20 protein-coding genes are annotated in these 24,563 nt (G+C 61.1%); 9 read left to right on the forward strand and 11 right to left on the reverse strand.

Annotated elements, in window-relative coordinates; genetic code table 11:
- Positions 1–816: a bifunctional DNA-formamidopyrimidine glycosylase/DNA-(apurinic or apyrimidinic site) lyase gene (mutM, locus tag Thiowin_RS23165; RefSeq protein WP_328985333.1), complete on the forward strand. Its 816-nt coding sequence runs from the start codon at positions 1–3 to the stop codon at positions 814–816.
- Between the two features lie 93 nt (positions 817–909).
- On the opposite strand, the gene ppsA is transcribed toward mutM, so the two are convergent.
- Positions 910–3,294 carry a phosphoenolpyruvate synthase gene (gene ppsA, locus Thiowin_RS23170; protein ID WP_328985334.1) on the reverse strand — a complete coding sequence of 795 codons (2,385 nt, stop codon included), beginning with the start codon at positions 3,292–3,294 and terminating at the stop codon, positions 910–912.
- A gap of 343 nt (positions 3,295–3,637) precedes the next feature.
- Between ppsA and Thiowin_RS23175 the strand changes: the two genes are divergently transcribed.
- The 5 genes from Thiowin_RS23175 (at position 3,638) to Thiowin_RS23195 (ending at position 7,872) form a co-directional block, all read left to right on the forward strand.
- A complete protein-coding gene (locus Thiowin_RS23175) occupies positions 3,638–4,201 on the forward strand; it encodes a Uma2 family endonuclease (RefSeq protein WP_328985336.1) in 564 nt (187 codons plus the stop codon).
- 183 nt (positions 4,202–4,384) lie between these two features.
- The gene (locus Thiowin_RS23180; protein WP_328985338.1) at positions 4,385–5,746 is read left to right on the forward strand and encodes a TrpB-like pyridoxal phosphate-dependent enzyme; all 1,362 of its coding nucleotides are present in this window, start codon (positions 4,385–4,387) and stop codon (positions 5,744–5,746) included.
- 117 nt (positions 5,747–5,863) lie between these two features.
- The gene (locus tag Thiowin_RS23185; RefSeq protein WP_328985339.1) at positions 5,864–6,274 is read left to right on the forward strand and encodes a hypothetical protein; all 411 of its coding nucleotides are present in this window, start codon (positions 5,864–5,866) and stop codon (positions 6,272–6,274) included.
- Positions 6,275–6,328: 54 nt separating this feature from the next.
- Positions 6,329–6,922: a type I restriction-modification system subunit M N-terminal domain-containing protein gene (locus Thiowin_RS23190; protein ID WP_328985340.1), complete on the forward strand. Its 594-nt coding sequence runs from the start codon at positions 6,329–6,331 to the stop codon at positions 6,920–6,922.
- Positions 6,923–7,443: 521 nt separating this feature from the next.
- The gene (locus tag Thiowin_RS23195; protein WP_328985341.1) at positions 7,444–7,872 is read left to right on the forward strand and encodes a sodium-dependent bicarbonate transport family permease; all 429 of its coding nucleotides are present in this window, start codon (positions 7,444–7,446) and stop codon (positions 7,870–7,872) included.
- Here Thiowin_RS23195 and Thiowin_RS23200 read toward each other — a convergent pair.
- The gene (locus Thiowin_RS23200; RefSeq protein ID WP_328985342.1) at positions 7,781–9,934 is read right to left on the reverse strand and encodes a putative transposase; all 2,154 of its coding nucleotides are present in this window, start codon (positions 9,932–9,934) and stop codon (positions 7,781–7,783) included. The two genes, Thiowin_RS23195 and Thiowin_RS23200, sit on opposite strands and share 92 nt — an antisense overlap.
- A 259-nt stretch (positions 9,935–10,193) precedes the next feature.
- Between Thiowin_RS23200 and Thiowin_RS23205 the strand changes: the two genes are divergently transcribed.
- A complete protein-coding gene (locus Thiowin_RS23205; protein WP_328985343.1) occupies positions 10,194–10,922 on the forward strand; it encodes a sodium-dependent bicarbonate transport family permease in 729 nt (242 codons plus the stop codon).
- A gap of 159 nt (positions 10,923–11,081) precedes the next feature.
- On the opposite strand, the gene Thiowin_RS23210 is transcribed toward Thiowin_RS23205, so the two are convergent.
- Positions 11,082–12,245: an ISAzo13 family transposase gene (locus Thiowin_RS23210; RefSeq protein WP_328985344.1), complete on the reverse strand. Its 1,164-nt coding sequence runs from the start codon at positions 12,243–12,245 to the stop codon at positions 11,082–11,084.
- Between the two features lie 240 nt (positions 12,246–12,485).
- Between Thiowin_RS23210 and Thiowin_RS23215 the strand changes: the two genes are divergently transcribed.
- The gene (locus Thiowin_RS23215; RefSeq protein ID WP_328985345.1) at positions 12,486–12,647 is read left to right on the forward strand and encodes a hypothetical protein; all 162 of its coding nucleotides are present in this window, start codon (positions 12,486–12,488) and stop codon (positions 12,645–12,647) included.
- A 125-nt stretch (positions 12,648–12,772) separates the two neighbouring features.
- Here the strand turns inward: Thiowin_RS23215 and Thiowin_RS23220 are convergent, their stop codons facing one another.
- Entirely contained in the window at positions 12,773–12,997 is a 225-nt protein-coding gene (locus Thiowin_RS23220) for a hypothetical protein (RefSeq protein WP_328985346.1), read from the reverse strand.
- Positions 12,998–13,389: 392 nt separating this feature from the next.
- Here Thiowin_RS23220 and Thiowin_RS23225 point away from each other — a divergent pair, with 392 nt between their 5' ends.
- Entirely contained in the window at positions 13,390–13,599 is a 210-nt protein-coding gene (locus Thiowin_RS23225) for a type I restriction-modification system subunit M N-terminal domain-containing protein (RefSeq protein WP_328985347.1), read from the forward strand.
- Between the two features lie 98 nt (positions 13,600–13,697).
- On the opposite strand, the gene Thiowin_RS23230 is transcribed toward Thiowin_RS23225, so the two are convergent.
- The 7 genes from Thiowin_RS23230 to Thiowin_RS23260 form a co-directional block, all read right to left on the reverse strand.
- Positions 13,698–16,976, reverse strand: coding sequence for a type I restriction endonuclease subunit R (locus Thiowin_RS23230; protein ID WP_328985348.1), 3,279 nt, complete (start codon positions 16,974–16,976; stop codon positions 13,698–13,700).
- 1 nt (position 16,977) lies between these two features.
- Entirely contained in the window at positions 16,978–18,153 is a 1,176-nt protein-coding gene (locus Thiowin_RS23235) for a restriction endonuclease subunit S (RefSeq protein WP_328985349.1), read from the reverse strand.
- A complete protein-coding gene (locus Thiowin_RS23240; protein ID WP_328985350.1) occupies positions 18,146–20,038 on the reverse strand; it encodes an ATP-binding protein in 1,893 nt (630 codons plus the stop codon). The genes Thiowin_RS23235 and Thiowin_RS23240 overlap by 8 nt, the downstream gene beginning before the upstream one ends.
- Positions 20,031–21,545, reverse strand: a complete 1,515-nt coding sequence (locus tag Thiowin_RS23245) for a type I restriction-modification system subunit M (protein WP_328985351.1) — start codon at positions 21,543–21,545, stop codon at positions 20,031–20,033. The genes Thiowin_RS23240 and Thiowin_RS23245 overlap by 8 nt, the downstream gene beginning before the upstream one ends.
- 8 nt (positions 21,546–21,553) lie before the next feature.
- On the reverse strand, positions 21,554–23,044 hold the full coding sequence (locus Thiowin_RS23250; protein ID WP_328985352.1) for a type I restriction-modification system subunit M: 1,491 nt from the start codon (positions 23,042–23,044) through the stop codon (positions 21,554–21,556).
- A gap of 394 nt (positions 23,045–23,438) precedes the next feature.
- Positions 23,439–24,050 carry a DUF3299 domain-containing protein gene (locus tag Thiowin_RS23255; protein WP_328985353.1) on the reverse strand — a complete coding sequence of 204 codons (612 nt, stop codon included), beginning with the start codon at positions 24,048–24,050 and terminating at the stop codon, positions 23,439–23,441.
- Positions 24,051–24,087: 37 nt separating this feature from the next.
- Positions 24,088–24,546 carry a Fur family transcriptional regulator gene (locus tag Thiowin_RS23260; protein ID WP_328985354.1) on the reverse strand — a complete coding sequence of 153 codons (459 nt, stop codon included), beginning with the start codon at positions 24,544–24,546 and terminating at the stop codon, positions 24,088–24,090.
- Between the last annotated feature and the right edge of the window lie 17 nt (positions 24,547–24,563).

Below are 24,563 nucleotides of genomic sequence, written 5' to 3' on the forward strand. Positions count from 1 at the left end.
ATGCCGGAATTACCCGAGGTTGAAACCACCCTGCGTGGTATTGCCCCGGCGCTCACCGGACAGCGCATCGGCCAGTTGCTGGTGCGCGACCGGCGCCTGCGCCAGCCGGTGTCCCTTGAAACCGAGGCACGGGTGCCCGGACAGCGGATTTCGCACCTGCGACGGCGCGCCAAGTATCTGCTTATCGAGCTGGAAGAGGGCTGGATATTGGTCCATCTGGGCATGTCCGGCAGTCTGCGCCTGGTGCCGGAAGCAACGGCCTATCGCCCGCACGACCACATTGAACTGACACTGGAGTCGGGCCTTGCCTTGCGCCTGCACGACCCGCGTCGCTTCGGTATCTTTCAGTGGATACCCGAGCCGCCCGAGGCGCATTCGCTGCTTGCTCGCCTGGGACCCGAGCCGCTGTCGGCTGACTGCGATGGCGCTTATCTGTATCAGATCTCAGGCAATCGACGCACGGCGGTCAAGTCGCTCATCATGGACAGCCGGGTGTTGGTTGGCGTTGGCAACATCTACGCCAACGAGGCGCTCTTCATGGCGGGCATCCATCCCGCCCGCGCCGCCGGGCGCATCGGGCTCGCTCGCTACCAGCGCCTGGCCGAGGCCATCAAGCAGGTCCTCCAAGACGCCATTGAACAGGGCGGCACCACCCTGCGGGATTTTCTGCGCGAGGACGGCAATCCCGGCTATTTCGCGCAATGCTTGCGCGTCTATGGCCGCGCCGGGGAGCCCTGTCGCCAATGCGCCACGCCCATCCGGCTCGCGCGCATTGGCCAGCGCTCCAGCTTTTATTGTCCGGCCTGTCAGCGCTGAGGCGGACAGCGCCGTCCCAGACCCGCACAAGCGGCCTAGGGAACGGCACTGTCGATCAAGTCCGCCAGGAGGCGGCTACCACAGACCCATCCGTCACGCCTGCTCGGCAAGATACAGCCAGGTATCGATCACGGTATCCGGATTGAGCGACACACTGCTGATGCCCTGCTTGACCAGCCAGTCGGCCAGATCGGGATGATCAGACGGACCCTGGCCGCAGATGCCGACATACTTGCCCTGCGCCTTGCAGGCGCTGATGGCCATCTCCAGCATTTTCTTCACTGCAGGGTCGCGCTCGTCGAAGGACTCGGCCACCAGGGCGGAGTCACGGTCCAGGCCCAGGGTGAGCTGAGTCATGTCGTTGGAGCCGATGGAGAAACCGTCGAAATACTCCAGGAAGTCCTCGGCCAGCACGGCGTTGGAGGGCAGTTCGCACATCATGATGAGCTTGAGTCCATGCTCACCGCGCTTGAGCCCCTGCGCGGCCAGAGCCTCGGTGACGCCCTTGGCCTGTACCAATGTGCGCACGAAGGGAATCATGATCTGCACATTGCTCAATCCCATGGTCTCGCGCACAGTGCGCAGGGCCTCGCATTCCATCGCGAAGCAGTCCTTGAAGTCCGGGGAGAGGTAGCGCCCGGCACCACGGAAGCCGATCATGGGGTTCTCTTCGTGTGGTTCGTAGCGCGGACCGCCAATCAAATTGGCGTATTCATTGGACTTGAAGTCCGACATGCGCACGATCACCGGGTTGGGCGCGAAGGCCGCGGCCAGGGTGGAAATACCTTCTACCAGGCGCATCACAAAGAACTCGCGCGGACCCGGATAGGCGGCGATGCGCGGGGCGATCTCGGCTTTCAGCTCGGCGGGGAGCTGGTCGTATTCCAACAGCGCCTTGGGGTGGATGCCGATCATGTTGTTGATGATAAATTCCAGCCGCGCCAAGCCGACGCCGGCATTGGGCGTGGCGGCAAAGGCAAAGGCACGCTCCGGGTTGCCGACGTTCATCATCACCTTGACCGGCACCTCGGGCATTTTCTCCAGCGGAATCCGTTTGTGCTCGAATTCCAGTAATCCCTGGTAGACATAGCCGGTGTCGCCCTCGGCGCAGGACACGGTCACCTCGGCGCCCTCGGCGATGCGGTCGGTGGCATCGTTACAGCCGACCACGGCGGGGACGCCCAGCTCGCGCGCGATGATGGCGGCATGGCAGGTGCGCCCGCCGCGATTGGTGACAATGGCCGCGGCGCGTTTCATCACCGGTTCCCAGTCGGGGTCGGTCATGTCGGCGATGAGCACGTCACCGGGCTTTACCTGATCCATGTTGGCGAGCGAGGTGACCACCCGCGCGCGCCCGGCGCCGATGCGGTTGCCGATGCTGCGCCCGCTCGCGACCACTGTGCCTTGCTGTAACAGCCGGTAGCGCTCGAGCACGCCACCCGTGCGGCTCTGGACGGTCTCGGGTCGCGCCTGGACCACGTATAGCTGGCCGTCCTGTCCGTCCTTGGCCCATTCGATGTCCATCGGGCGGCCATAGTGCTGTTCGATCAGCACCGCCTGACGGGCCAGGGCCTCGACTTCCTCGTCGGAAATACAGAACTGGCCGCGCAGATCTTGCGGGGCATCCTCGGTGCGCACTGGCGGCTTGCTGCCGGGGTCGGCGTAGACCATGCGCACGGCTTTATCACCAAGCTCACGCCGCAGCACGGCCGGGCGCCCGGCGGCCAGCGTGGGCTTGTGCACATAGAACTCATCGGGGTTGACCGCGCCCTGCACCACCATCTCACCCAGGCCATGGCTCGCGGTGATGAAGACCGCGTCACGAAAGCCGGATTCGGTATCGAGCGTGAACATCACGCCACTGGCGGCCAGATCGGAGCGCACCATGCGCTGCACGCCGGCGGAGAGCGCCACCTCGGCATGGGTGAAGCCCTGATGCACGCGGTAGGAAATGGCGCGGTCGTTGTAGAGGGAGGCGAAGACCTCCTTGATGGCGTGCTTGACATGCTCAAGCCCCTGGACGTTCAGGAAGGTCTCCTGCTGTCCGGCGAAGGAGGCATCGGGCAAGTCCTCGGCCGTGGCGGAGGAACGCACCGCCCAGGAGGCCTCGCCAGGGCCGGAGCCTGAGTCGGAGCCGGCATCGGCGATCAGGGTCGCATAGGCCTGGTCGATGGCCTGCTCCAGGGCCGCGGGAAAGGGCTGGTCCATGATCCAACCGCGAATGCGCGGCCCGGCCTCGCTGAGCGCGGCAATGTCCTCGACATCCAGGCTCTCCAGCTCGGCGGCGATTTTCGCGTCCAGTCCATTGACGGCGAGAAAATCCCGATAGGCCTGGGCCGTGGTGGCAAAACCACCCGGCACCCGCACCCCGACCTTGGTCAGGTGCTGAATCATCTCGCCCAGGGAGGCATTCTTGCCGCCCACCACGGGCACATCATCCATGCCCAATTCGCTCAGCCAGCGCACAGTTTCAGTCATCGACAGTTACCTCAAGCCTGGCCAGCGATCTCTCGCATCCCTAACCAGGCCGTTGGCCCGCACCCTAGGGCACAGGCATTCAGTGTCACAGCGGCGACCGCGACCAGCAGCGGCATGCCGCCCCCAAAAGAGCGCAATATAACGCAGAAGCGCGGGTTGCGGCGGCTCATGCGGCGAAGTCATGTATCAATGTTGTCGCCGAAATAGGTATCTTTAAGACCACGAACTCGATTGATCCGCTGCGGTATCGCCGCTTGCAAGTTCCGCTCCAGGCTTGCTCGATCTGGGCGCTCACCAGCAGCAGGTCTTGAGCATCACCCATCTTCTTGTTAGGTACGCGATCATGGCTCAAACCGCCCTCAAGCTGGCCTGTTATGACGATATCCTTGACCTGCCCGAACACTTGGTGGGCGAGATTCTAAATGGAACCCTGTATACGCAGCCACGTCCGGCCGCGAAACATGCGCGCGCTTACTCAGTCCTGGGTTATCTGATCGGTGGCCCTTTCGATGGTGGTATCTCCGGCCCCGGCGGCTGGTGGATCCTCGACGAACCCGAACTGCATCTCGGCGCCGACGTCCTGGTGCCGGACCTGGCCGGCTGGCGACGCGAGCGGATGCCGGTCATCCCGGACACGGCCTGGTTCAATCTCGCTCCCGATTGGGTGTGCGAAATCATCTCGCCCTCGACAGCCGCCAAGGATCGCGCGATCAAGAGGCCCATCCACGCGCGCAAGGGTGTCGAACATCTTTGGCTCATCGATCCGCACGCGCGAACGCTGGAGGTCTACCGGCTTCAGGACGATGAACGCTGGTTGCTGCTCGATACGCTCAAGGACGACAGCCCCATCAGCCAGCCGCCGTTCGAGGCCGTCACTTTCCCGTTGAACGCACTTTGGACCGACTGAAGGTGCTGAATTGCCAAACTCAATGGCTCTGTGGGGCCATCCACTTGCGCTGGGTATCGACGCCGACGAAATTTTCAGGCCGAACAATAGCGGGTTCACAATGGTATTTTGCTAGTGAAGTGAGGCAAAATCGCTTCACGCATTCCCCCTAAATTCTCACCCCAAAGGAAATCGAACAAGAACATGAGCGACACCGTCAAATACCTGCTCGACGAACAGCACCTGCCCAAGACCTGGTACAACATCAACGCCGATCTGCCCGAGCCGCTGGCGCCGGTGCTGCATCCTGGCACCAAGCAGCCGATTACCCCGGACGATCTGGCCGTGATTTTTCCGCGCGCGGTGATCGAGCAGGAAATGAGCACCGAGCGGGAGATCGAAATCCCCGGGCCGGTACGAGATGTTTACCGCCAATGGCGCCCATCGCCGCTGTTTCGCGCCCGGCGGTTGGAGAAGGCGTTGGATACCCCAGCGCGGATTTACTACAAGTACGAGGGAGTGAGCCCGGCTGGCAGTCATAAGCCGAACACGGCCATTGCCCAGGCGTTCTACAACAAGCAGGAAGGTGTCAAGCGCATCACCACCGAGACCGGCGCCGGGCAATGGGGCTCCTCGCTCGCGCTGGCCGGGACTTTTTTCGGGCTGGAGATTGTCGTTTACATGGTGCGGGTCAGCTTTGACCACAAACCCTACCGCCGCGCCTTCATGGAGACCTTCGGCGCGCAGTGTATCGCCAGCCCCAGCAACACCACCGAGGCCGGGCGTGCCATTCTCGCCGAGCATCCGGACAGCACTGGCAGCCTGGGGATCGCCATCAGCGAGGCGGTCGAGCTGGCCGCCCAGCGCGATGACACCAAGTACGCGCTCGGCAGCGTGCTCAATCACGTGCTGCTGCACCAAACAGTCACCGGCATCGAGGCCAAGGAACAGATGGCCATGGCCGATGATTACCCGGACATGATCATCGGCTGCACCGGCGGCGGCAGCAACTTCGCCGGGCTGGCTTTTCCTTTTCTTGAAGAGCGGCTGCGGCAGGGACGCGAGATTGAGTTTATCGCCGTGGAGCCCTCGGCCTGCCCAACCCTGACCAAGGGCGCCTTTGCCTATGACTTTGGCGACACCGCGCACCTGACCCCGCTGGTCAAGATGTACACTTTGGGCTCAGGCTTCGTGCCGCCTGGCTTCCATGCCGGCGGGCTGCGCTACCACGGCATGGCCCCACAGATCAGTCATCTGTCCAAGCTCGGGCTACTCAATCCCCGCTCATACAATCAGCTCGAATGCTTCGCCGCCGGCATCCAGTTCGCCAAGGCCGAGGGCATACTACCCGCGCCCGAGGCCAATCATGCCGTGCGCGGCGCCATTCACGAAGCCGAGAAGTGTCGCGAGTCGGGCGAGTCCAAGGCAATTCTGTTTAATCTCTGCGGCCACGGCCACTTCGACATGCAGGCCTACATGGACTATACGGCCGGCAAGCTGAAGGATCTGACCTACGACGAGTCCGAGGTGGCCATGGCGCTGGCCGGACTGCCGTCGGTCGGCTGAGCTGCCAGGACCGATATTTCCCGGGCCGTTCCAAGGCTCATGGTCTTGGTCAGCCCGAGCCAGTTTGCGGTTGTTTCACCCCAGCATTCATCATCCACATGTATCAGAGGTCTCGCCATGAGAAGCCGCCAAAGACAACATCTCTTCATCGCCAGTCTGATCATGCTCTCCAGTCTAGCGCCAAGCCTGCCGGCGCAAGCCTATGACGGACTCGATCTTTACGATTGCGTGATTTCCGACCAGGATCGCTTCAACTCAAAGGGGGTGCGACTGACCTCGGTGCGCAACATCTTGGCCCAGGATCGCGCGAACTATCACAAGTTCAACCGTCGCGACACGCTGGATTCGGCTGATCAGACATTCCTCACCCCAGGGCAACGCCAGCTGTGGCAAAGCGCCCGGGTGGATATCGATCCGGCGCTGCGCGCAAAAATTCTCAACGGCGGCGCCGTGGCGATCACTGTCTATGTGTTTTCGCGCGACTGGATCGAGGTGCGGGAAGGCTTGATCCCCCCCGGCGTGAGTTAGCTTCTGATCACACATCAACGGCTCGGGTTATGATCAACGCCTACACTGGCAAGTGTGGACAGCGCACAGTCAGCAATCCGCATCAATCGCCCCGCTACGACCCGCGATCAACTCAAGCAACTCGAAAACGACCTCTGGTCCGCCGCCGATAACCTGCGGGCCAATTCAGACCTGAAAGCCTCTGAATACAGCACGCCGGTGCTGGGGCTGATTTTTCTCAAGTTCGCAGACATCAACTACCGCCGCCACGAGCACGCCATCCAGGCCGAATTCGATCAGCTCAAGGGCACGCGGCGCGAGAAACCGCTGGCCGAGATTGCCATCGCCCGATGCGGGTTCTACCTGCCGAGCCATGCGCGCTACCACTATCTGCTCAATCTGCCCGAAGACGCCGATCTCGCCAAAGCCATCGAAGCGGTGATGGAATCCATCGAGCACTACAAGCCAGAGCTGAACGGCAGCCTGCCGAAGGAGGAATATTACCGCCTCACGCGCACACCCGAGACCCGCGAGCTGCCCGCCAACTACCCCTGGCCCGGCAATGTCCGCGAGTTGGAACAGGCCCTGCGGCGCATCATCCTCAATGGCCGCTATGCCCAAGATGCTTTGTCAGCATCCACTGCCGCACCCGACCAACAGGACCCCTGACTCGCCGCCACGCGAGCCGGCACCCTCGACGCCGCCGCCTTGCTCGCCGGCTACTGCCAGCGGCTTTATGACCGCCTCGGCACCTTCGAGGCAATCGCCGCCGTCACCCAGCTGTAAAGGCGCACGGTCAAGGAGCATATCGGGAGTTATCGGGCCTAGCGGGCGCGGTGATGCGCTCGCTATCGGTGATTAGCATCAAGAGGTGATTAGCATCAAGAGGTGATTAGCATCAAGAATGGAGAGGCATCATCGCCGCCCCTGTCCTTCGGATGATGAGGTTTGTGGCCTAGGCTGACGTCCAGAGGCCTGGTCACCTTAATGTGTGTGATTTCCATCACGAGTTTTGCATCAGTATTAATCGATCTATTGCATAAAAATTATCATTTTTAATCTATCTGATTGCGCCACATATCATCTCGGTATCCGCTCGGAGGTTCCACGCATAGGTGAAAGGGTTGCGTTGGGGGATGGGTTCCGGGCGGGGAGGTCGCGGGGCGCGCGGCGCCGAGTCGCGCACGCGAGTGCCATTACCCGAAATGAGGAGCGCATCGATGGAGTTTTTACTGGATTTTCTGACCCGTTTCGCCGCGCAGCTGCAATCGCCCACCCTGGGGTTTTTGATCGGGGGAGCGGTACTTGCCGCGCTTGGCAGCCGTCTGGAGGTGCCAGACGCCATTTACAAGTTCATTGTCTTCATGCTGCTGATGAAGATCGGCCTGAAAGGTGGAATGAAGATCCGCGAGGCGGATTTAGACGACATGCTGCTACCCGCGTTGTTCGCCGTGCTGATTGGCGTCATCATTGTGCTGCTGGGGCGTTACACCCTGGCTATCTTCAGACAACCTGATCTCAGGGAATTTACGCTGAGCCCAATTTCAGCACCAGGCGCAGATTGGTGCGGGGAAAAACCGTCTCGGTTTCATTCAGCTCCTCACAGAGTTTTGCAATGACCCGATCATTCGCCGCATTGGCGGAATGATGCAGTCGTACGGTCAATGTGCCCGCCTCTAGATCGGGAATTAAATCCGCCTCGGTGGTATAGAGCGCTCGCAATAAGGCGCGTGCCTCATCGGGACGCGTCAAATGCTCGCGCAAGCTATTGGCCATGGCTGTCTCGGCGCGATAGGCAATCATCTTTACTGTATCGATCAGTTGTTTGCTGCGCGTTGCCAGCTGACGAAAGCGCGCCTCTTCAGGCAGCTCCTCAATACGGATGTGCTTCGGAGTGTCCTTGCGCTGTGCCTTGAGCTGATCGAGGTCCTGTTGCAGCGTTTCGATCTCCTCCTGCAGTGCGGCTTTTTTGCGCACAAAGGGCTCGACATGCGTGGGCTCGATGGTGTCATCGAGCGTCATCTCCCCGAAGCGTGCCAGACGCCGGGTGAGTTTTCCGGTTACGGAGCGAACCTCCCCATCGAGCTGGCGGTAGTCAGGGTTCACCACCTCGATGGGGTCGGAAATCGCCTCGGTGCGATAGTCGACCAAGCGGTCTAGAGAGAAGTGTTGGCGGGCATACTTGAAGAAGTTTTCCTGAGACCAGCGGGCGAACATGGCTGCCGCCAGGGGGGCCCCATCGCTGCGGTAGTCCGTGCTCAGGATCGCGGTCTGATGGGCGCGTTCAGTCAATTTGCGCAGCTCTCTGACCCATAACCCATTGCTCAAGCGCGTCCCCCGTTCGGCCAGATCCATGGTCACCAGCTCGCCGCTGGCCAACCGCACCCGCGTGGCGGCAAACTCCTCCTCGGACCAGGGATCGCCGGGGAATTTGTGGTAGGTCAAACAGGCAATGCGCAGCGCTTTCATCCGGTTGAAAAAATCTGGCGAATAGCCTTCACGATCAAAGACAATGGTGAAGCGATGGGCCAATGGATCGTCCGCTGGTGGATCGGCAAGGCGGGCCGCGGGCAACGAGTGCTCCAATTGCGGCACGATCTTGTGCTCAATGGTCTGAATCAGTCCAGGGTCGACCGCCTGGTTGATGACCAAGAAGGGCTGACCATCCATGGCATTGACCCAGTAATCGGTCGTGGCGCGCAGACACAGCCGCTCACGGGCGACGTAGTGACGGGGCAGTTTGGTTTGGCTGCCGTGATAAACGCGCACATGACCATCGATGTAAAGGACGCCCGCTTGGTCCGGTGCTGCCGCCATCCATTGCGCGCACAAGGCCGCTCCCCACAGGGCCGCCCCATCGCCTTGGGAGAGCAGATGAATCTTGATGCGCAGGGTGCGCACTTCGGGAATCCGATCCAAACCCAGCAGTTTGCCCCATTCCCCGGGGGCGCTATAGCGCAACGATTCGATAAAAGGCAGGCGGGCTAAGGCCATGAAGCCAAGCAGCAGCAAGAGGCTATCGAGACCGTAATACCCTTTGGGCAATTCCAAATGGCCCTCAAGATGATCGAGTAAACCGACGGCGAGCAAGGCGGGCAGCGCGCATAGCAGTCCGCCATTGGGAACATCCAGCGCCGGGGTGAAGTCCGGGGCCACGGCGTCGAGCTCACCGATGCTGGCCGCAAGCCGGCCTTCGACATCGCTGGCTCCCATGCCCATCGCAGCGGCTTGGTCGAGCGTGGAGCGCTCGCTTTTGCAGGTCAGCGCCTGACTTTGGGGGGCGCTTTTCTCGCTCCGATGCAGGCGTCCGGCACGAATCGCCTTGGAGAAGGTGTCGCGCTTGATGTCTAACCGGTCAGCCACCTGCGAGGGCTCGAGACCTTCGTCGAGCAGTTGCTGGGCTTCGGCGAGCACTGCGGGGGTCAAGATGGCCGGTCCGCGGCGCTTGCGCGGTTGGTAAAACCCCTTGGGGCCCTCGCGGCGATAGCGCTTCACGGCGCGCTTGAGACTGATCTTGGAGACGCCAAAGGCACGGATAATCTGCGCTTGGGTGGCCAGGCCATTGACGCAGAACTGCGCGGTAATCATGCGAAAGGTGGCGATATCGTCTTCGTCATGGCGAAAGACGGGAAGGCCGAAGTAGAAGTAGATGACCTCACCGTCTTCTTTGCTGAAAGCCAAGTTGGCGGTGATCTCTGTGACTCCATGGGGAAATAACGGCAACTGCATTTGTGGCATTGGTTTGGACGCAAGGCGTAAGTGGGATTTGGGCGCGGCGGCCTCCGCCACACCGCCAACAGGGTATCTTCGCAAAATCCGCCAGCGTTGTGGCCTTGCGACCGGCTCGGTCCCGGTGTGGCTTTCTAATAGGCCGATTCAACACGATTTTTCCGCCAGTCAAGTCAAATCAAGCGGCAGGTCGAGATCAGGTCATCTGATCTTGCCGAAAATCCGGACCGAGGAGGGGATCGCAACGGCGGGCCTGTTCGGCGCCGTGAGTGGCTCGACCCTGGCCGCGGCCATGGCGGTGATGGATGCCGAGGGCCTCACCTACGAGGCATGGGCGCCAGCGCTTTATCCCTTCATGGATATCCCGGCACTGGTGCTGGCCATCGTCATGGCCAACGTCTATCTGACCAAGCGCAAGGGCGATGCTGGGACGCGGGTGAAAATCTGGCCCATCGTCACCGATAGCCTGCGCGGTTCGGCGCTCTCTGCTCTACTGCTTGGCATAGCGCTCGGTTTGCTGACACGGCCAGACTTTGTCTATGACTCCTTCTACGAGCCGCTGTTTCGCGGTCTGCTATCGGTGCTGATGCTGGTGATGGGTATGGAGGCTTATGCGCGCGTTAACGAGTTGCGCAAAGTCGCTCACTGGTATGCCGTGTATGGCGCCGTGGCGCCCCTGGTGCATGGATTGATTGCCTTTGGGCTCGGCTATATCGCGCACGTCACCACCGGCTTTAGTCCAGGTGGCGTGGTGCTGCTCTCGGTGCTGGCCGCGTCGAGTTCCGATATTTCAGGACCACCGACGCTGCGCGCGGGTATTCCGTCCGCCAATCCCTCGGCTTATATCGGCGCCTCGACCGCCCTCGGAACCCCGGTGGCCATTGCTATTGGCATTCCGTTGTTCATTGGCCTGGCGCAAGTAGTCTTCGCCAGCGCCTGAGCTCATCCCGTTCCTCCAGTATTCACAAAAAAATCATCATTAAGAAGGTGACAGCCCATGATTAGACAAGCCATCAAGCTCACCATTGTGACCGAACGCCTGTTGCTGAAGGAGATTATCCGCGTGATTGAAGCAGCTGGCGCCAGCGGTTAGGTGATTTCAGGAAACAAAGCTACCAGCCCCGAGGGGCTGAATCAGAATATCGTACTTAGGCAGATCAGGATTGCGATCCAGCCGAGCTTCGACGGCTCGCATGGCTTTTTTTGTCAGAGAGATTCCTTTTTCATAGACGGTGGTGCACAGATTCACAACCGGTTGGATGCCTTTCCAGGTCATGGTGCGCGCCCAGGCGAGCATGGTCTCGGTATCGACGAGCAGGGCGCCGTTCCAGTGCAGTTCCAGAATGCCCCAGCACCGCTCAATGGGATTGTATTTGCTGTGATAGGGTGGAAAGTAAAGCAAGTGGATGGGTTTGTTGATTTGATCAGCCCATGCCACGATGCGATGAAGAAACTGAGAGCGTACGCCACTGCTTTCAGGCCCGTTATCGATCTTGATCTGAATCAGCGTGGTGGCCTGCCGTTCGGCAAGAGGGAGCCGCTCCCACCACGCCTGCAAGGCATCGACGATGAAGTCGCTGGTTTTTGCTGAACTTCCGAAGTGGATGGTGAGTTGCCCGGTGTCTTCATCAAGGATGCCGCAAGGGGGATGCTTTCCGTTATCGCCCATGTCGTGATCACAGGCGCGCTGGTTGCCGCGCGTTAACCCACCGCGCGAGAACGGCCCAAGTTTCACGGTCGCCTTGCAGTCAACGCTGATGCGTTTGGCGCCCAGCACTTGGTTGGCGGCGTCTTTCTTCTTGATGTTGATGAAGATATCGTTGGTCTGCGGAATCTTTTTTTTTGGCTTGGCTTTGACAACGCGACGCAAACGATACCCCAGTCGATTGAGGATTCTAGCCAGCGTGCCGCGTGCGGGCAGAGCCTCCTGCGGATAACCGAGTTCACGCAGCCGCTGGCGCGCTTGTGCCGCCGTCAGCCGGGTAAAGGCCACAGTGCTGGTGAAGCTTGGCTCCTGCTGGGCGTGCTCCTCGGCGAGTCGACGCAAATCCGCTGCCGCTTCGGGATAGTTCTCTTCCCAGCGCTTCCTTCCAGTCGTCAAGGGCTTGGCACTCAGACACACGACTCCGGTGCGCGCCTCGCCGAGACCCGTTTCCACCATCTCGCGCCCCCAGCCAAACAGCGACTCGGCTTTTCGCGCGCTGCCTGCGCAGTATTTCAGGGTCATCTCAGCGACAAAGGCACGACGCTCGCAACCGTGCATTTTCGAGGCCGCGAATCGGATGTCCGCAACATGTTCGCAGGTGGGCAACGAGTTTGATGGTAGCGCCATTTCTTAAAAACTCTCCAACAATCAGAAAGGCTTCCATTATTACCCATGTTCTGAGTCAGAAAAAGCCTTCAAGAGGCTAAATTATGGTAGCTTTATTAGTTGAAATCACCTTATACGGTTATGCCAGCCAGCGGCAAGGGCAGCAAAAACCTGCGCTCCTCCGGTGACCCCATGGTCTCGGACACTTATGCCAATGTGCGTATCGAGGTGATCACGACCGAGCCCGAGATGTCCGAGCGTATTGCCAATGAGATCGGCGAGAAGTTCTTCGAGAACTTCTCCGGCATCATTTACCGCGATCAGGTCGAAGTCATGCGGGCGCACTGGCTTTGAACCCAGGATAAACCTCGGCGCCCGGCGGTGGCGACTGTGATCGCGCGGGTGTTGGTGGCTGACCCTAATAACCCTATTGATCAGTCCCCAATTAACCACCCCTTATTGGTCCCGCCAATAATAGCTCACGCGGATGCCAGCTCCAAGCGTTGCTCAATATGCTCAACGCGACGACGCAATTCGTCGAGTTCAGACTTACCGGAATACACCGCTGTTGTCAGACCACCGACTTGCGGCCCCAGTGCGGAGAGTTGAAGCTCGATTTGTACCAGCCTTTCGCCATGTTCCGCTTGCGTTGCCCGAATTGCCCGTAAATGCTCCAGCACTAAATTGTCCACATTCTCAGGCATACCTGCTTCTCCTTGGATCCGCACAAATCCAGTATACCGCAACCCTTCCACTGCCCGGCTCTTGTTGATGGCCTGAACATGGCGCCACCCGATGCTGTAATTATATACCGGGTCACCCGAACCCAAAGTTTACGTTTGGCGCGGAGGCGGTTGTGGCAAAACGCTCGGGTGGATGTCGACCCGGCGCTTCGCGCAACAATTCTCAACGGCGATGCTGTGGCGATCACTGTCCATGTGTTTTCCCGCGACTGGGTCGAGGTGCGGGAAGGCCTGATACCTCTTGGCGTGAGCTAGTTTTTTAACCGGCCCAACGTCTGGGGCTATCATCAAGGCCCGCACAGGCGTGGCGGACACCGGCAGCGCCAGTTATCAGGATCCAAAAATCATCCTCCATGACCCGCGACCAACTCAAGCAACTCGAAAACGACCTCTGGTCCGCCGCCGACAACCTGCGGGCCAACTCCGACCCGAAAGCCTCGGAATACAGCACCCCGGTGCTCGGGTTGATTTTTCTCAAGTTCGCCGACATCAACTACCGCCGCCACGAGCACGCCATCCAGAGGCTGAATTCGATCAGCTCAATGGGGCCAGGGTCGGTCTGATTTCTGCAAATAACTCGACCCAGGCTCCTTCTTGTCGCTCTGGTGGCTCGCTGTTGGTTGGGCCTGTAATTGGTTTTACTCCGGGCGGAGACGCCGCTTCAGTAGTACTGACGAATGTAGCCGTACGCCTTTTCGAATAGATCGGCATCGCTATGCAGCTTGTACTTGAACAGCGTGCCGCGCAGAGCTTTCTTCACCTCTCGCTCGCCGGCGCTGGTTTGCTGCCAGCCGGGGAAGCGCACCATGCGCACGATGGCGTCAATGTCGTTGACCACGCGCTCAACGATGACTGGTGTTTCCGGGTTGCGGATCTCTTCGAACAGCTCGGTCAGCGCCGCCTTACCGCGATCTTCGTCCTCCTCGGGCGCGGTCTCCTTTTCCGCCGCGACCAGGTCGCCGGCGAGTTCCAGGAGCTGCTTGAGGAACTCAACGCTGTGCAGTTGGCCGGCCTCGTGGCGCTCGCGCAGTTGCTCGAGGCGCTGCGAGAGCGGCTTGAAGCGCGGGTTGCCGAGATGCTTGCGCAGCCGGGCTGCGATCTTGATCTCTATCTCCTTGGTTTTCTTTTTCTTGTCCGGCGCATCGAGGATAGCTTCGATGACGTCGTCATCGAAGACCAGCTCATCGAGATCGTCACGAACGGTGCCCACCTGGACGTTGTCATGGATCAGCTGCACGGTCTTGGCGCCGAGCACATGCCAGAGCAGCGCGCCCTGGCCGGTCGAGGGCTTTAGGCTCTCGTAGACTTGCACCAGCCAGCGGTAGTCGGCCTCGAAGGGCAGCAGCAGCGGGTCCGGCGAGAGGGCCTCCCAGAGCTTGCCAAGCAGGCTGACATCGGCGGCGAAGGCGTCGCGCGTGGCATTGTCAGGCAGGCAGTCTTGCGCAGCGATCAGGCCCTCGTAGCCGGTCAGACCGCGGTCCACGCCATGGAAGTAGGCCAGGCATTTCTGCAGCGCGACCGGTAGCTGGCTCTTGAGCGCGGCGATGTTGCTTGCGACCTTCTCGAAGCCGGCCTGGTCGAACTCCAGCGCCTTGGCGACATCATCGAAGACGCCGAGATAGTCAACGATCAAGCCGTGGCTCTTGCTTGCGCTTTGACTGCCGCTGTAGGTGCGGTTGGTACGGGTGATGGCCTGCAGCAGCGTGTGGTCACGCAGCGGCTTGTCGAGGTACATCGCTTGCAAGATCGGCGCATCGAAGCCGGTGAGCAGCTTGGCGGTCACCACCAGAATCGACAGCGGATCATTCGGGTCGCGGAAGCGATCGAGCAGCGTCTCCTCCGCATCGCGGTCGCGCTTGTAGGGCTTGTAGCGGGCATCGTCCTTCTCCTTGCCCTGTACCGAGATGACGATGTCGGTCTGGATCGCCTCGGGTAATAACCTGTCCAGCTCGGCCTTGTAGAGCAGGCAGCATTCCTGGTCGAAGGTCACCACCATGGCCTTGAAGCCGTTTGGCGCAACGGTGGCCTGGAAATGCTTGGCGATGTCACCGCAGATGGCACTGATGCGATTGGGCGCCTTGACCAGCACGGCCATGTTGGCGGCGGTCTTGGCAAGGTTGTCGCGGTCCAGGTCGGACAGGCTGCCGGTGAGCGTGGCGTAGGCTTGGTCGATGGCGGCCTTGTCGATGTGCAGCTCCACTAGCCGTGGCTCGAAGTGCAGCGGCAGCGTGGCGCCGTCGCGGATGCTGTCCTCGAAGCCATAGTGGCTGAGATAGCCGTTGCTGTCTTCCGGTGCGCCGAAGGCATAGAAGGTGTTGCGGTCGCGCTTGTTGATCGGCGTGCCGGTGAGGCCGAACAGGAACGCATGCGGCAGCGCCGCGCGCATTTTCATGCCGAGGTCGCCTTCTTGGGTGCGGTGCGCCTCGTCGACCAGCGCGATGATGTTGTCGCGGTCGTTCAGCACGGGCGAGTCGGACGCCGAGGGGGCGTCGTCGGTTTGGATCTGCGGAGCGTCATCGTCGGCACCAGCGGCAGCTGTCTCGGCCGAGGGTGGCGACAAACCCAACGCATCCGCTAAGGCGCGCAAGGCCTCCTGTGCCTCCGCGCGCTTGTCGGCATCCTCCACCTTAGCCGCGGCCCGCCAGGCAACGCCAAGTTCTTGCTGAGCGGCGGCCGGCTCACCACGGTTCACCAACTCAGGAATCTGCTTCAGCAGCCGTGCAACCGTCTGCCGCGGGGTCTCCTCGCCGAACTTGAAGATGGTGGTGATGATGATCTTGCGCGTGTCTTGCCGTAGCAGCGTCTTGAGCTCTGAGCGCTTCTCGGCCTTGACCAGGTTGGGGATGTCGGCGCCGTGGAAGGTGGCGCTGATCTGGGCGTCGAGGTCGATGCGATCGACCACGATCAGCACGGTGGGGTTCTTGAGCTTGGGGTGCATGCGCAGCTTTTGCGCCGCGAACACCATCAGCAAGGATTTGCCGGAGCCCTGGAAGTGCCAGATCAGGCCCTTCTTCGGATAGCCCGCCACCACCCGCGCGACGATGCGGTTGGCGGCCTCGTACTGCTGGTAGCGGCAGACCACCTTGAGCCGGCGTTTTTTCTTGTCGGTGGCGAACAACGTGAAGTTGGCGAGGATGTCCAGCACCGTTGCCGGCGCGAGCAGGCCCGCGAGCGATTGCTGCAGACTGGCAAGGCTTGATGGCGCGGCCTCTTGGCCTGGTTCATCCTCCGGCCGCCACGGCCCCCAGAGTTGCACCGGCATGCGGATGGAGCCATAGCGCAGCTCCTTGCCTTCGCTGGCGACGCTGAAGACGTTGCAGGCGAACAGCTCCGGGACAAACTGCTCGTAGTCGGTATGCACCTGCAGCGCGCCATCGACCCAACTCACCGAGGGGCGCACCGGGGTCTTGGCCTCGATCAGCACCAGCGGCAGGCCGTTGATCAGCAGCATCAGGTCCGCGCGGCGCTCGGCCGGGCCAGCGCGGAAGCTGTATTGAGTGGTGACGATGTATTGGTTGCGCGAGAGGTCGTCGAAGTCCAGCAACCGCACCGTGACATGCTCGCCGTCCTTGCCGAAGCGCATCGAGCGCTCGCCGCGCAGCCAGGCAGTGAACTCCTCGTTGGCGCGGATCAGACCGTCGGAGCGCACCGACAGCACGATGGCACGCAGCTTGTAGAGCACCTCGTCGACTCGCTCGGGGTGGGCGGCGATCTCGGGGTTCAGGCTGATGAGGGCGTCACGGACGAGGGGCTCGGAGAAGACGTCCTGGGGTTGGCGCGGGATGACTGCCGGCGGCAGGTAGGTCCAGCCGGCGCCCTTACCGGCGACGCCGTAGCTGCCACGGGCGTCCTGGAGGCTTAGCGGGTTCGCATCGGGCTGGGAGCCGCAGAGCAGGTCGCGGAGATAGGCTTCGATGGTGTTGGATTCGGTGAAGTCCATGTCACGCAGAATCCCTTCGAAAAACGCCAATTAGAATGCTGAGATGTAGCTGTTTTGCCTGTTCCGCTCTTTTCTGCGCCTCTTCGATCGCCGCTTGTTGACTATTGATGAAAGCAATCAACTTGGATTCTGCTTCGGATGATCTGGGCCAGGGCAGTTTCAAGAGCCGAAGCTTTTTCTGTGAAATGTTCTTCATCGCCGCGCCTGTTCCTGATGCGAGTGCTTTGAATTGGCGACGAACGCTGATCGTACATAGAGACATCAAGATCAACTGCCGATCCTTGCCTTCTCTGGGGATAAGTCTCAGAGTCTTGTCGCATAGCATGAGATTCGGATGGTCATGTTTTACCAAACACGACATTCCGACCAAGTCGGGCGTATTGGCGCGTGTGATCAAGAGATCACCCCTTTTTACCTCGTGCATCTTCAAGAACGCACCTTGATTTAATAAACGCTTGGCTTCGGTAGGCCGGAAAAACGTAGGTCCAACAGCGCTGACTTTGAGAACTCCGTACTCTGTCGCCTTAGGCACTTGATTCTCACCTGCGAGACTTTTCCCTACCTCAATCCGGGTGATCACATCTTCGAACGGGAGCGAGCTTCCGGATGCGAATTGATGCTCCCGATATGAGGACAGCGCCATTTTTGCTTTCTCGGTTAACTCGATCGCTGCTTCAACCGAACGGGTGCTGAAACTCAGGAGCTTTATGATCCGCCACTGCTCCTCCAACGGCGGCAGCGCGAACTCTTCCTTCGCGAGCGTCTTCCAGTTGATGGTCGGCGACAGCGAGCCGACCGAGATGCGCTGCGCCCGGTCCATGAACAGGTCGGACTGCATGAAGAAGGGCAGGAACTCCGGCAGAACCACCTCAGGCTTGGCGCGCAACACCAGCGAATGCGCCGATGCGATGCCGCGCCACTCGGCGACGCCGAGCTTGCGCTGATAGGCCCGGCGGCGACCGAAGATGATGTCGCCGGGCTCGAACAGGAGCTTGGTCGCGCTCACGTCCTCCGGCGAGCCCCAGCGGCGGATCTTCAGGCTGTCCGAGTCGAGGTGTTCCAGGCCGACGTAGTAGTCGACGCCGGCCTCGCTCGGGTCATCGATCCGTTCGTTGACGTTGGCCGCCATCTGCTCGAACCGCCAACGTCTCCATCCAGGTTTCACTCCGTCACTCATGCTCGTCTTCCTGTGCGGTCTGGTGGGCGACGTAAGCCTGATGCGGATGCTTCGCGCTTTCCGGGTAACGCAGCTTGAGCTGTCCCTCGCTCACCATCGGGATCAGATGCTTGTTGCGCAGATAGTCGCGCTTCTTGTTGAGTAAGGTTGCAAGCTCCTCGCCGGTGAGGGGGCGCCAGGCGCAGAGGCGAATAATGAGCTGACGCAAGGTCTTCTGGTCGAGTCGACCGGTTTTCTCGGCGAGCAAGGTTGCAAGCTCGGGCGGCAAGGTTGCATGCTCAAGGTTGCAACCTTCCTCGGTCGGCTTGCCTCCTTCGGGTGTTGGCGGGCTTGACTGTTCTTGCTCGAACAGCGGGAGTCTGGTTTGCTCGGGATGCTGGATGGGCTCAACCGAAGGGTCGCGCAGCAGCGTGTAGTAGGTCCGGTTGCCGCCCCCTTGCTTGACCAGGAGCCCCCGATCGCGCAGGCGACGGAGTGTGACGCTCGCGGTCAGGGTGTCCAGGTCGGAGAAGTCCCGACAAGCGGTGTTGTCGACGGCGCCGGTTTCGCGGGCGTAGAGGAGGATCTTGGCTTCGTCGCCGCTCAACGCCTCGCTTGTGAGGTATCTGAGCCACTGGTGATCCTGCTCGGTGAGCAGGTTGTGCAGAAACAGGATGGCCTTAAACTCGTTCTGCTCCCGCGCCGAGTTGAACTCCGGTGGAGGGAGGCCTGCTTGGGTGGAGAGCCGGCGCATGACGCGAATGCCAGTGCCCTTGGTCTCGGCCCAGTGGAGGTCATGCAGGACGGCAGCAATGGTCGGATTGCGCAAGCGCGACCCAGGGGTGCCGAGATCCGCCGCTGGCTTGAGCGAGTAGCCCGGATTGAGGACCTCGATGCGGTTGCTGTAGCGAATGATCTGCACCGGGCTGTTCACCTGGTAGCTGCGGTGCATGGTGGCGTTAGCGAGGGCTTCGCGGATCACCTTGTCCGGCAGGATGGGTTCCTGCCGGCTCTGTAGCTCGCCCTCATCGAGGCGGAAGCCGCGTGGCAGATCGTCGAGGATGGTGCTTTGCAGTTGTCGCAGGGCGAGCAGGAGAGGCTTGCGCACGTCGAGCGTGGCGGCGAAGCGTTCATCGGGGTCTTCAAGCCATTGGGTGCCGTTGACGCGGATGTAGTCGATGCGCAACGCGGGCATCAGCCGACGGAGCGCCAGGGATTTGCCGAACAGCACGATGCCGGCAACAGTGGGCCTCAGCGCGTCATTGGCGCGACGCAGCGCACCGACAGCCTCGAGCAACTCATCATCGCCATAGGCCAGCTCCTCGGCGCCGGGGTTGAGATTGGCGCGCAGCCGGCGGTATTCGGCGATGGCTTGCGGGTCGATGTCCTCGCGGGTTGCGTCTTGCACGATGGCCTTATCCGGGCCGCTCTGCGGTTCGCTCTCACCGCGCAGCACCCAGATGTCCTCATCGGCGCAGCGATGGTCTGCCGACCCGATTCGGCGATAGGCGCCGCCGGGCAGGCCTGTGGCTTTGAAATAGATCGGCTTGTGTGCCACATCGGCCTCGGGAACGAAGACCACGATCACCGCTTTGCCATCAATCGACTCAACCTGCATCTCAGGGCGCAGGACCACGTTGAACATGACGGCACATTGACTGGCCAGATCGCTTTGTAGCTTGTCGGGATCGGCAAGGCCCGCTGGCCAATACACCAAATCGCCTTTCTCGTTGCGTTCCCACTCGACGCCGAGCAGCAGATAGCCACCACCGAGGCCGGGCTCGTTGGCGAAGGCGCAGACCGTTTGCTGGACGGATTTACCGATGTCGCGCGCCTTTTTGGCCTCGATCTGGACCGATTCGTCCAGGACATTGAGTTCGTCGAGTAGCTCGGCGGCGCTACGCATCGGGTTTGCTCTCCGCTGTCAGTCCATCCAGCGTCTCGATCAACGCATCCATCTGCTGCCAGAAGGCGCGCCCGTCCTGCTCCCAGTCATCCCAGACCTCGCGCAGGGTGCGCTGGTCCTCGGGCTTGCCGGTGTCGGCCCCTGATCGGATCAAGCTCCGCTTGACGTAGAGCGGGATGGAGAGGCTGTGGCTGTTGGCGGCGATCTGCGTTAGGTCCGCAACGCGGCAGAAGCCCAGTATATCGGTGAAGGTGTGGTAGGCGTTGGCGATGCGCTGCTGGTGTTCCGGCTTGAGAAAGCTGTAGGCGCGCTCGCGGGTGATCTCGTTGACGGCATCGATGAACAGCACGCGCCCCTGCCGCTCGGGCGGCTTGCTTGCGCGGCAGATGACGACGCAGGCCTCCATCGGCGAGTTGAAGAACAGGTTCGGGCCGAGGCCGAGCACGCAATCGAGCTGGTCGGACTCGATGAGCCGCTGCCGCATCTCGCGCTCTTCTTGGCGAAACAGCACGCTATGTGGAAACAGGATGGCGCAGCGGCCGTTCTGCGGGTCGAGGCTGGCGAGGATGTGCTGGAAGAAGGCGTAGTCGGCGCGGCCCTGGGGCGGGGTGCCGAGGCTGTTGCGGCTCCAGGGATCACTCTGCCAGGCGCTGCGGTTCCAGCGCTTGATGGAGTACGGCGGATTGGCCAGCACGACGTCGAAGGTTGCGAGCCGGTCGCTGGCGGTGAAGTGCGGCGCCTCGAGCGTGTCGCCACGGGCGATGTGGAAGTCCTCGACGCCATGCAGCACCAGGTTCATGCGCGCGATGGAGGCGGTCATGTGGTTGCGCTCCTGCCCGAACAGGCCGAGCGTGCGGTGCTCGCCGCCGGCGCGCTTGACCTCGGCCAAGGCGGCGATGAGCATGCCGCCGGTGCCGCAGGTGGGGTCATAGATGCGCTCGTCGGCTTGGGGGCGGAGCATCTGCGTCATCAGGTGCACGACGGTGCGGTTGGTGTAGAACTCCTGTGCCGTGTGGCCGCCGTCGTCAGCGAAGCGGCCGATCAGGTATTCGTAGGCATCGCCGAGGGTGTCCTCGGGGACGTTGGCGATGCTGAGCGTCTGCGTGGAGAAGTGCTCGAGCAGGTTCTTTAGCGTGTAATCCGGCAGCCGTTCTTTGTTGGTCCAGGGCGCGTCGCCGAAGATGCCATCGAATCGGCCCGGGTTGGCGGCTTCGATGGCGCGCATGGCGGTTTGGAGCGCGCGACCGAGATCCTTCGGCAGTGCGCGCACGTCGTTCCAGTGTGCGCCCTCCGGGATGATGAAGCGCTCGTTGGCTTCGGCCTTGGCCAGCTGCGCGTTGCCGTCGTAGGTCGCTAGAGCGGCTGCGTAATCCTCGTCCCAAACATCCGATAGACGCTTGTAGAACACCAGCGGGAAGATGAACTGCTTGTAGTCGCCGGCGTCGACCAGGCCGCGAAGGATGACGGCGGCGCCCCAGAGGTAGGATTCGAGTTGGGACAGGCTCAAGTGCTGTCTCATCGCTTGACCTCGTTCAGCCATCCGCCCGCTGCCATCTCCTGCCGCAACGCGTCTTCTGCCTCCCTCACCCGCTCCAACGCCACTTTGAAATCGGCAATGGCCTCCGGCAGCGAAGGGATGTCCTTGCCGATCGGCGGCAGCACGTAGCGCGAGATATTGAGCGTCCAGCCTTCCTGCTCGATCTCGTCGAGCCCGACCACGCGGCAGTGGTCTTCGACATCCTCGAAGGTGTGATACCAGCCGACAATGCGCTCGGCGTGCTCGGGTTCGAGATGGTTCTGTGAACGGTCTTTGCGGAATAGGCTCGAGGCATCGCAGATAAGGACCTTGCCGGCCGTCTCTGGCTGCTTCTTGGCGCGCAGAAGCAGGATGCAGGCAGCCAGCCCGGTACCGTAGAACAGGTTCGGCGCCAGGCCGATGACGGCCTCGATCAGGTCTTGCTTCAACAGGTGTTGGCGGATTTTGCCCTCGACGCCACCGCGGAACAGGGCGCCCTGCGGCAGCACGACAGCCATTGCACCGGTGCGCGGCGCCATGGATTTGACCATGTGCTGCACCCAGGCGAAGTCGCCGGACTTGTCGGTTGGTAATCCGGCGAAGGCGCGACCCCAGGGGTCGCTCTCCCAGACCTCGCGGCCCCACTTTTCGAGCGAAAACGGCGGATTGGCGATGACGATGTCGAAGGTCGCGAGTCCACCCGTTGCGGGATCGGTGAAGACCGGATTACGCAAGGTGTCGCCACGCTCGATTTGGAAGTCCTCAACACCATGCAGCAGCAGGTTCATGCGCGCGACGGATGAGGTGGTGAGGTTCTTCTCCTGCCCGAACAGCCGACCGAAGAAGGTGCGTGGGTCGCCGCCGCGCTCGCGGACATGCTCAACGCAGGCCAACAGCATGCCGCCGGTACCGCAGGCGGGATCGTAGATGGTTTCGCCCTCTTGCGGTTCGAGGAGATCGACCATCAGCCGCACGACACTGCGCGGAGTGTAGAACTCGCCGGCCTTCTTGTTGGTGGTGTCGGCGAACTTCTTGATCAGGTATTCGTAGGCATCGCCGATGATGTCGTTGCGCACCACCTGGTTGCCCAGCCGCAGGGCGGAGAAGTGCTCGATGAGGTCTTTCAGTAGGTCATCGGGCAGGCATTCCTTGTTGGTCCAGGGCGTATCGCCGAAGACACCATAGAGGTGTTCCTGATTGGCGCGCTCAATGCCGCGCATGGCGTTGACGATGGCGGTGCCGACATTGGCGGTGGTCTCGCGCACGTCACGCCAATGGCAGCCGTCGGGCACCTGAAAGCGGTGCTCATCGGCGAAGGCCTCGCCATAGGTCGCGACCATCTCGGCGTGCTCTTCGTCCCAGACATCGCACAGACGCTTGAAGAACAGCAGCGGCAGGATGTAGCTCTTCCAATCGGTTCGATCCACCGGGCTACCGCGCAGGATATTGGCCGCCTCCCAGAGGTGGGACTCGAGCTGACCCAATGTCATTGACGACCGAGTTTCCGCTTTCACGGTTGATGGCAGCGAACGGTCTTGTTGCATCATGCGGCGCTGTTTTGCTGTCTGTCGCGCGCGAACATCGGGCGCGTGTCCAGGTTACAATTCAATATGATTAAAGGTGATTAAAGGTGCCAGGTTGACTTTAGTACCCGAGGCAGTCCAAACCAAAGCAACCTGAATCAGGCCTTTGCCTTTAATATCAGTTATTTAAAAGCCAACGAAAATCTGACAGCCATCACACCCAGCGATACCCCAGAACCACTTTGAAGAAAAATCAGGGGTTTGTCGAACACATTATGCCACCTTAAAAGGGCTAGTAGCCAGGGTTATGATCAAGGCCAAATCTGATCAACTAAAAGGCCGAGATCCCGCGGCTATGACCCTATTCGCTAATCTCGTAGGGCGTGACTCGCGCTTGATCGATGCGGTATCCGGCGCTGCCGAGTGCGCTGTCAGTGGTGTCCACTTGCATCTTTCCCTCGACCCAGACGGTATCGAAGAGTCCGCCGAGATAAGGCTTGTGCTCGCGGGTGCTGACAAAGACGGTTTGATTGGCCGGTGGCGGTGGGACATGGATGCAGGCGCCAAAATAGGGTACCAGCAGAAATTGCTCGATGTGTTTGGCCTCGAGATTAAGCGGCACGACAAAGCCTGGCAGCCGCACTCGCCGCCCATCCAGTTCCGGCACCATGGGCGCATGTTTCCACAGATCCTCGAGCTTTTTCATCAGGTCGGCCGCGCGCGGGTCTTCGTCGGGGATGTCTTCGGCGTCGAAGTCCTCAAGCAACTTTTCCGGCTGCCAGTCGGCGGGCAGCAGATCATCCCAGGTCAGTTCCTCGGCGGGCGGTCCTGGGTCGACTCCTCCTGGGTTCTCGCCACAGCCGGTGATGATCAGGCTGACCAGCATGGGCAATACCATGATGGGTCGCATGATGGACCGCCTGCTGGAGAAGATGACTATATGCGCCTGACGCTGCTTCTGCTGTGTTTGCATGGAGATCTCAGTCCTCATCAAGCCTTGCTTTAGATGCCTAGACAGGGGGAGAAGGAGCGGGCGGCGCGTGCCGACAGCCGGCGCAGATGCCCTCGACTTCGATCACCGGGCGGCGCGGCTCGAAGCCGCTGCGCGAGGCGGCGACTCGTAGTTCCTCTTGCAGGGCGGCATCGGCGATTTCGGTCACCCCGCCGCAGCTGGCACAAATTAGGAACTGACTGTGATGAGGCTGCTCGGGGTGGTCGCAGCCAACGAAGGCATGCAGGGTCTCGAGTTTGTGGATCAAGCCCTGTTCGAGCAGAAAATCCAGCGCCCGGTAGACAGTGGGTGGGGCCAAGGGCGCGCCATCGCGCAGACGCTCGAGAATCTCATAGGCACCGAGCGGGCGCTTGCTGCGGTAAAGAATTTCCAGCACGCGACGACGCCTTGCAGTGAGCCGCAGGCCCTGCTGGCGGCAGTGCTGCTCGGCCAATTGCAACCCGGGTTCCTCATGCAACCCACATTCCTCTTGCA

Source organism: Thiorhodovibrio winogradskyi (assembly GCF_036208045.1).
Classification (GTDB): domain Bacteria; phylum Pseudomonadota; class Gammaproteobacteria; order Chromatiales; family Chromatiaceae; genus Thiorhodovibrio; species Thiorhodovibrio winogradskyi.

Bases quoted from the DNA above. Each gene is read 5' to 3' on its own strand.
- Thiowin_RS23185 (WP_328985339.1), top strand. From the start codon at position 5,864: ATGAGAAGCCGCCAAAGACAACATCTCTTCATCGCCAGTCTGATCATG.
- mutM (WP_328985333.1), top strand. From the start codon at position 1: ATGCCGGAATTACCCGAGGTTGAAACCACCCTGCGTGGTATTGCCCCG.
- Thiowin_RS23250 (WP_328985352.1), bottom strand. From the start codon at position 23,044: ATGACATTGGGTCAGCTCGAGTCCCACCTCTGGGAGGCGGCCAATATC.
- Thiowin_RS23215 (WP_328985345.1), top strand. From the start codon at position 12,486: ATGGTCTCGGACACTTATGCCAATGTGCGTATCGAGGTGATCACGACC.
- Thiowin_RS23175 (WP_328985336.1), top strand. From the start codon at position 3,638: ATGGCTCAAACCGCCCTCAAGCTGGCCTGTTATGACGATATCCTTGAC.
- Thiowin_RS23225 (WP_328985347.1), top strand. From the start codon at position 13,390: ATGACCCGCGACCAACTCAAGCAACTCGAAAACGACCTCTGGTCCGCC.
- Thiowin_RS23255 (WP_328985353.1), bottom strand. From the start codon at position 24,050: ATGCAAACACAGCAGAAGCAGCGTCAGGCGCATATAGTCATCTTCTCC.
- Thiowin_RS23210 (WP_328985344.1), bottom strand. From the start codon at position 12,245: ATGCACGGTTGCGAGCGTCGTGCCTTTGTCGCTGAGATGACCCTGAAA.
- Thiowin_RS23235 (WP_328985349.1), bottom strand. From the start codon at position 18,153: ATGAGTGACGGAGTGAAACCTGGATGGAGACGTTGGCGGTTCGAGCAG.
- Thiowin_RS23240 (WP_328985350.1), bottom strand. From the start codon at position 20,038: ATGCGTAGCGCCGCCGAGCTACTCGACGAACTCAATGTCCTGGACGAA.
- ppsA (WP_328985334.1), bottom strand. From the start codon at position 3,294: ATGACTGAAACTGTGCGCTGGCTGAGCGAATTGGGCATGGATGATGTG.
- Thiowin_RS23230 (WP_328985348.1), bottom strand. From the start codon at position 16,976: ATGGACTTCACCGAATCCAACACCATCGAAGCCTATCTCCGCGACCTG.
- Thiowin_RS23180 (WP_328985338.1), top strand. From the start codon at position 4,385: ATGAGCGACACCGTCAAATACCTGCTCGACGAACAGCACCTGCCCAAG.
- Thiowin_RS23220 (WP_328985346.1), bottom strand. From the start codon at position 12,997: ATGCCTGAGAATGTGGACAATTTAGTGCTGGAGCATTTACGGGCAATT.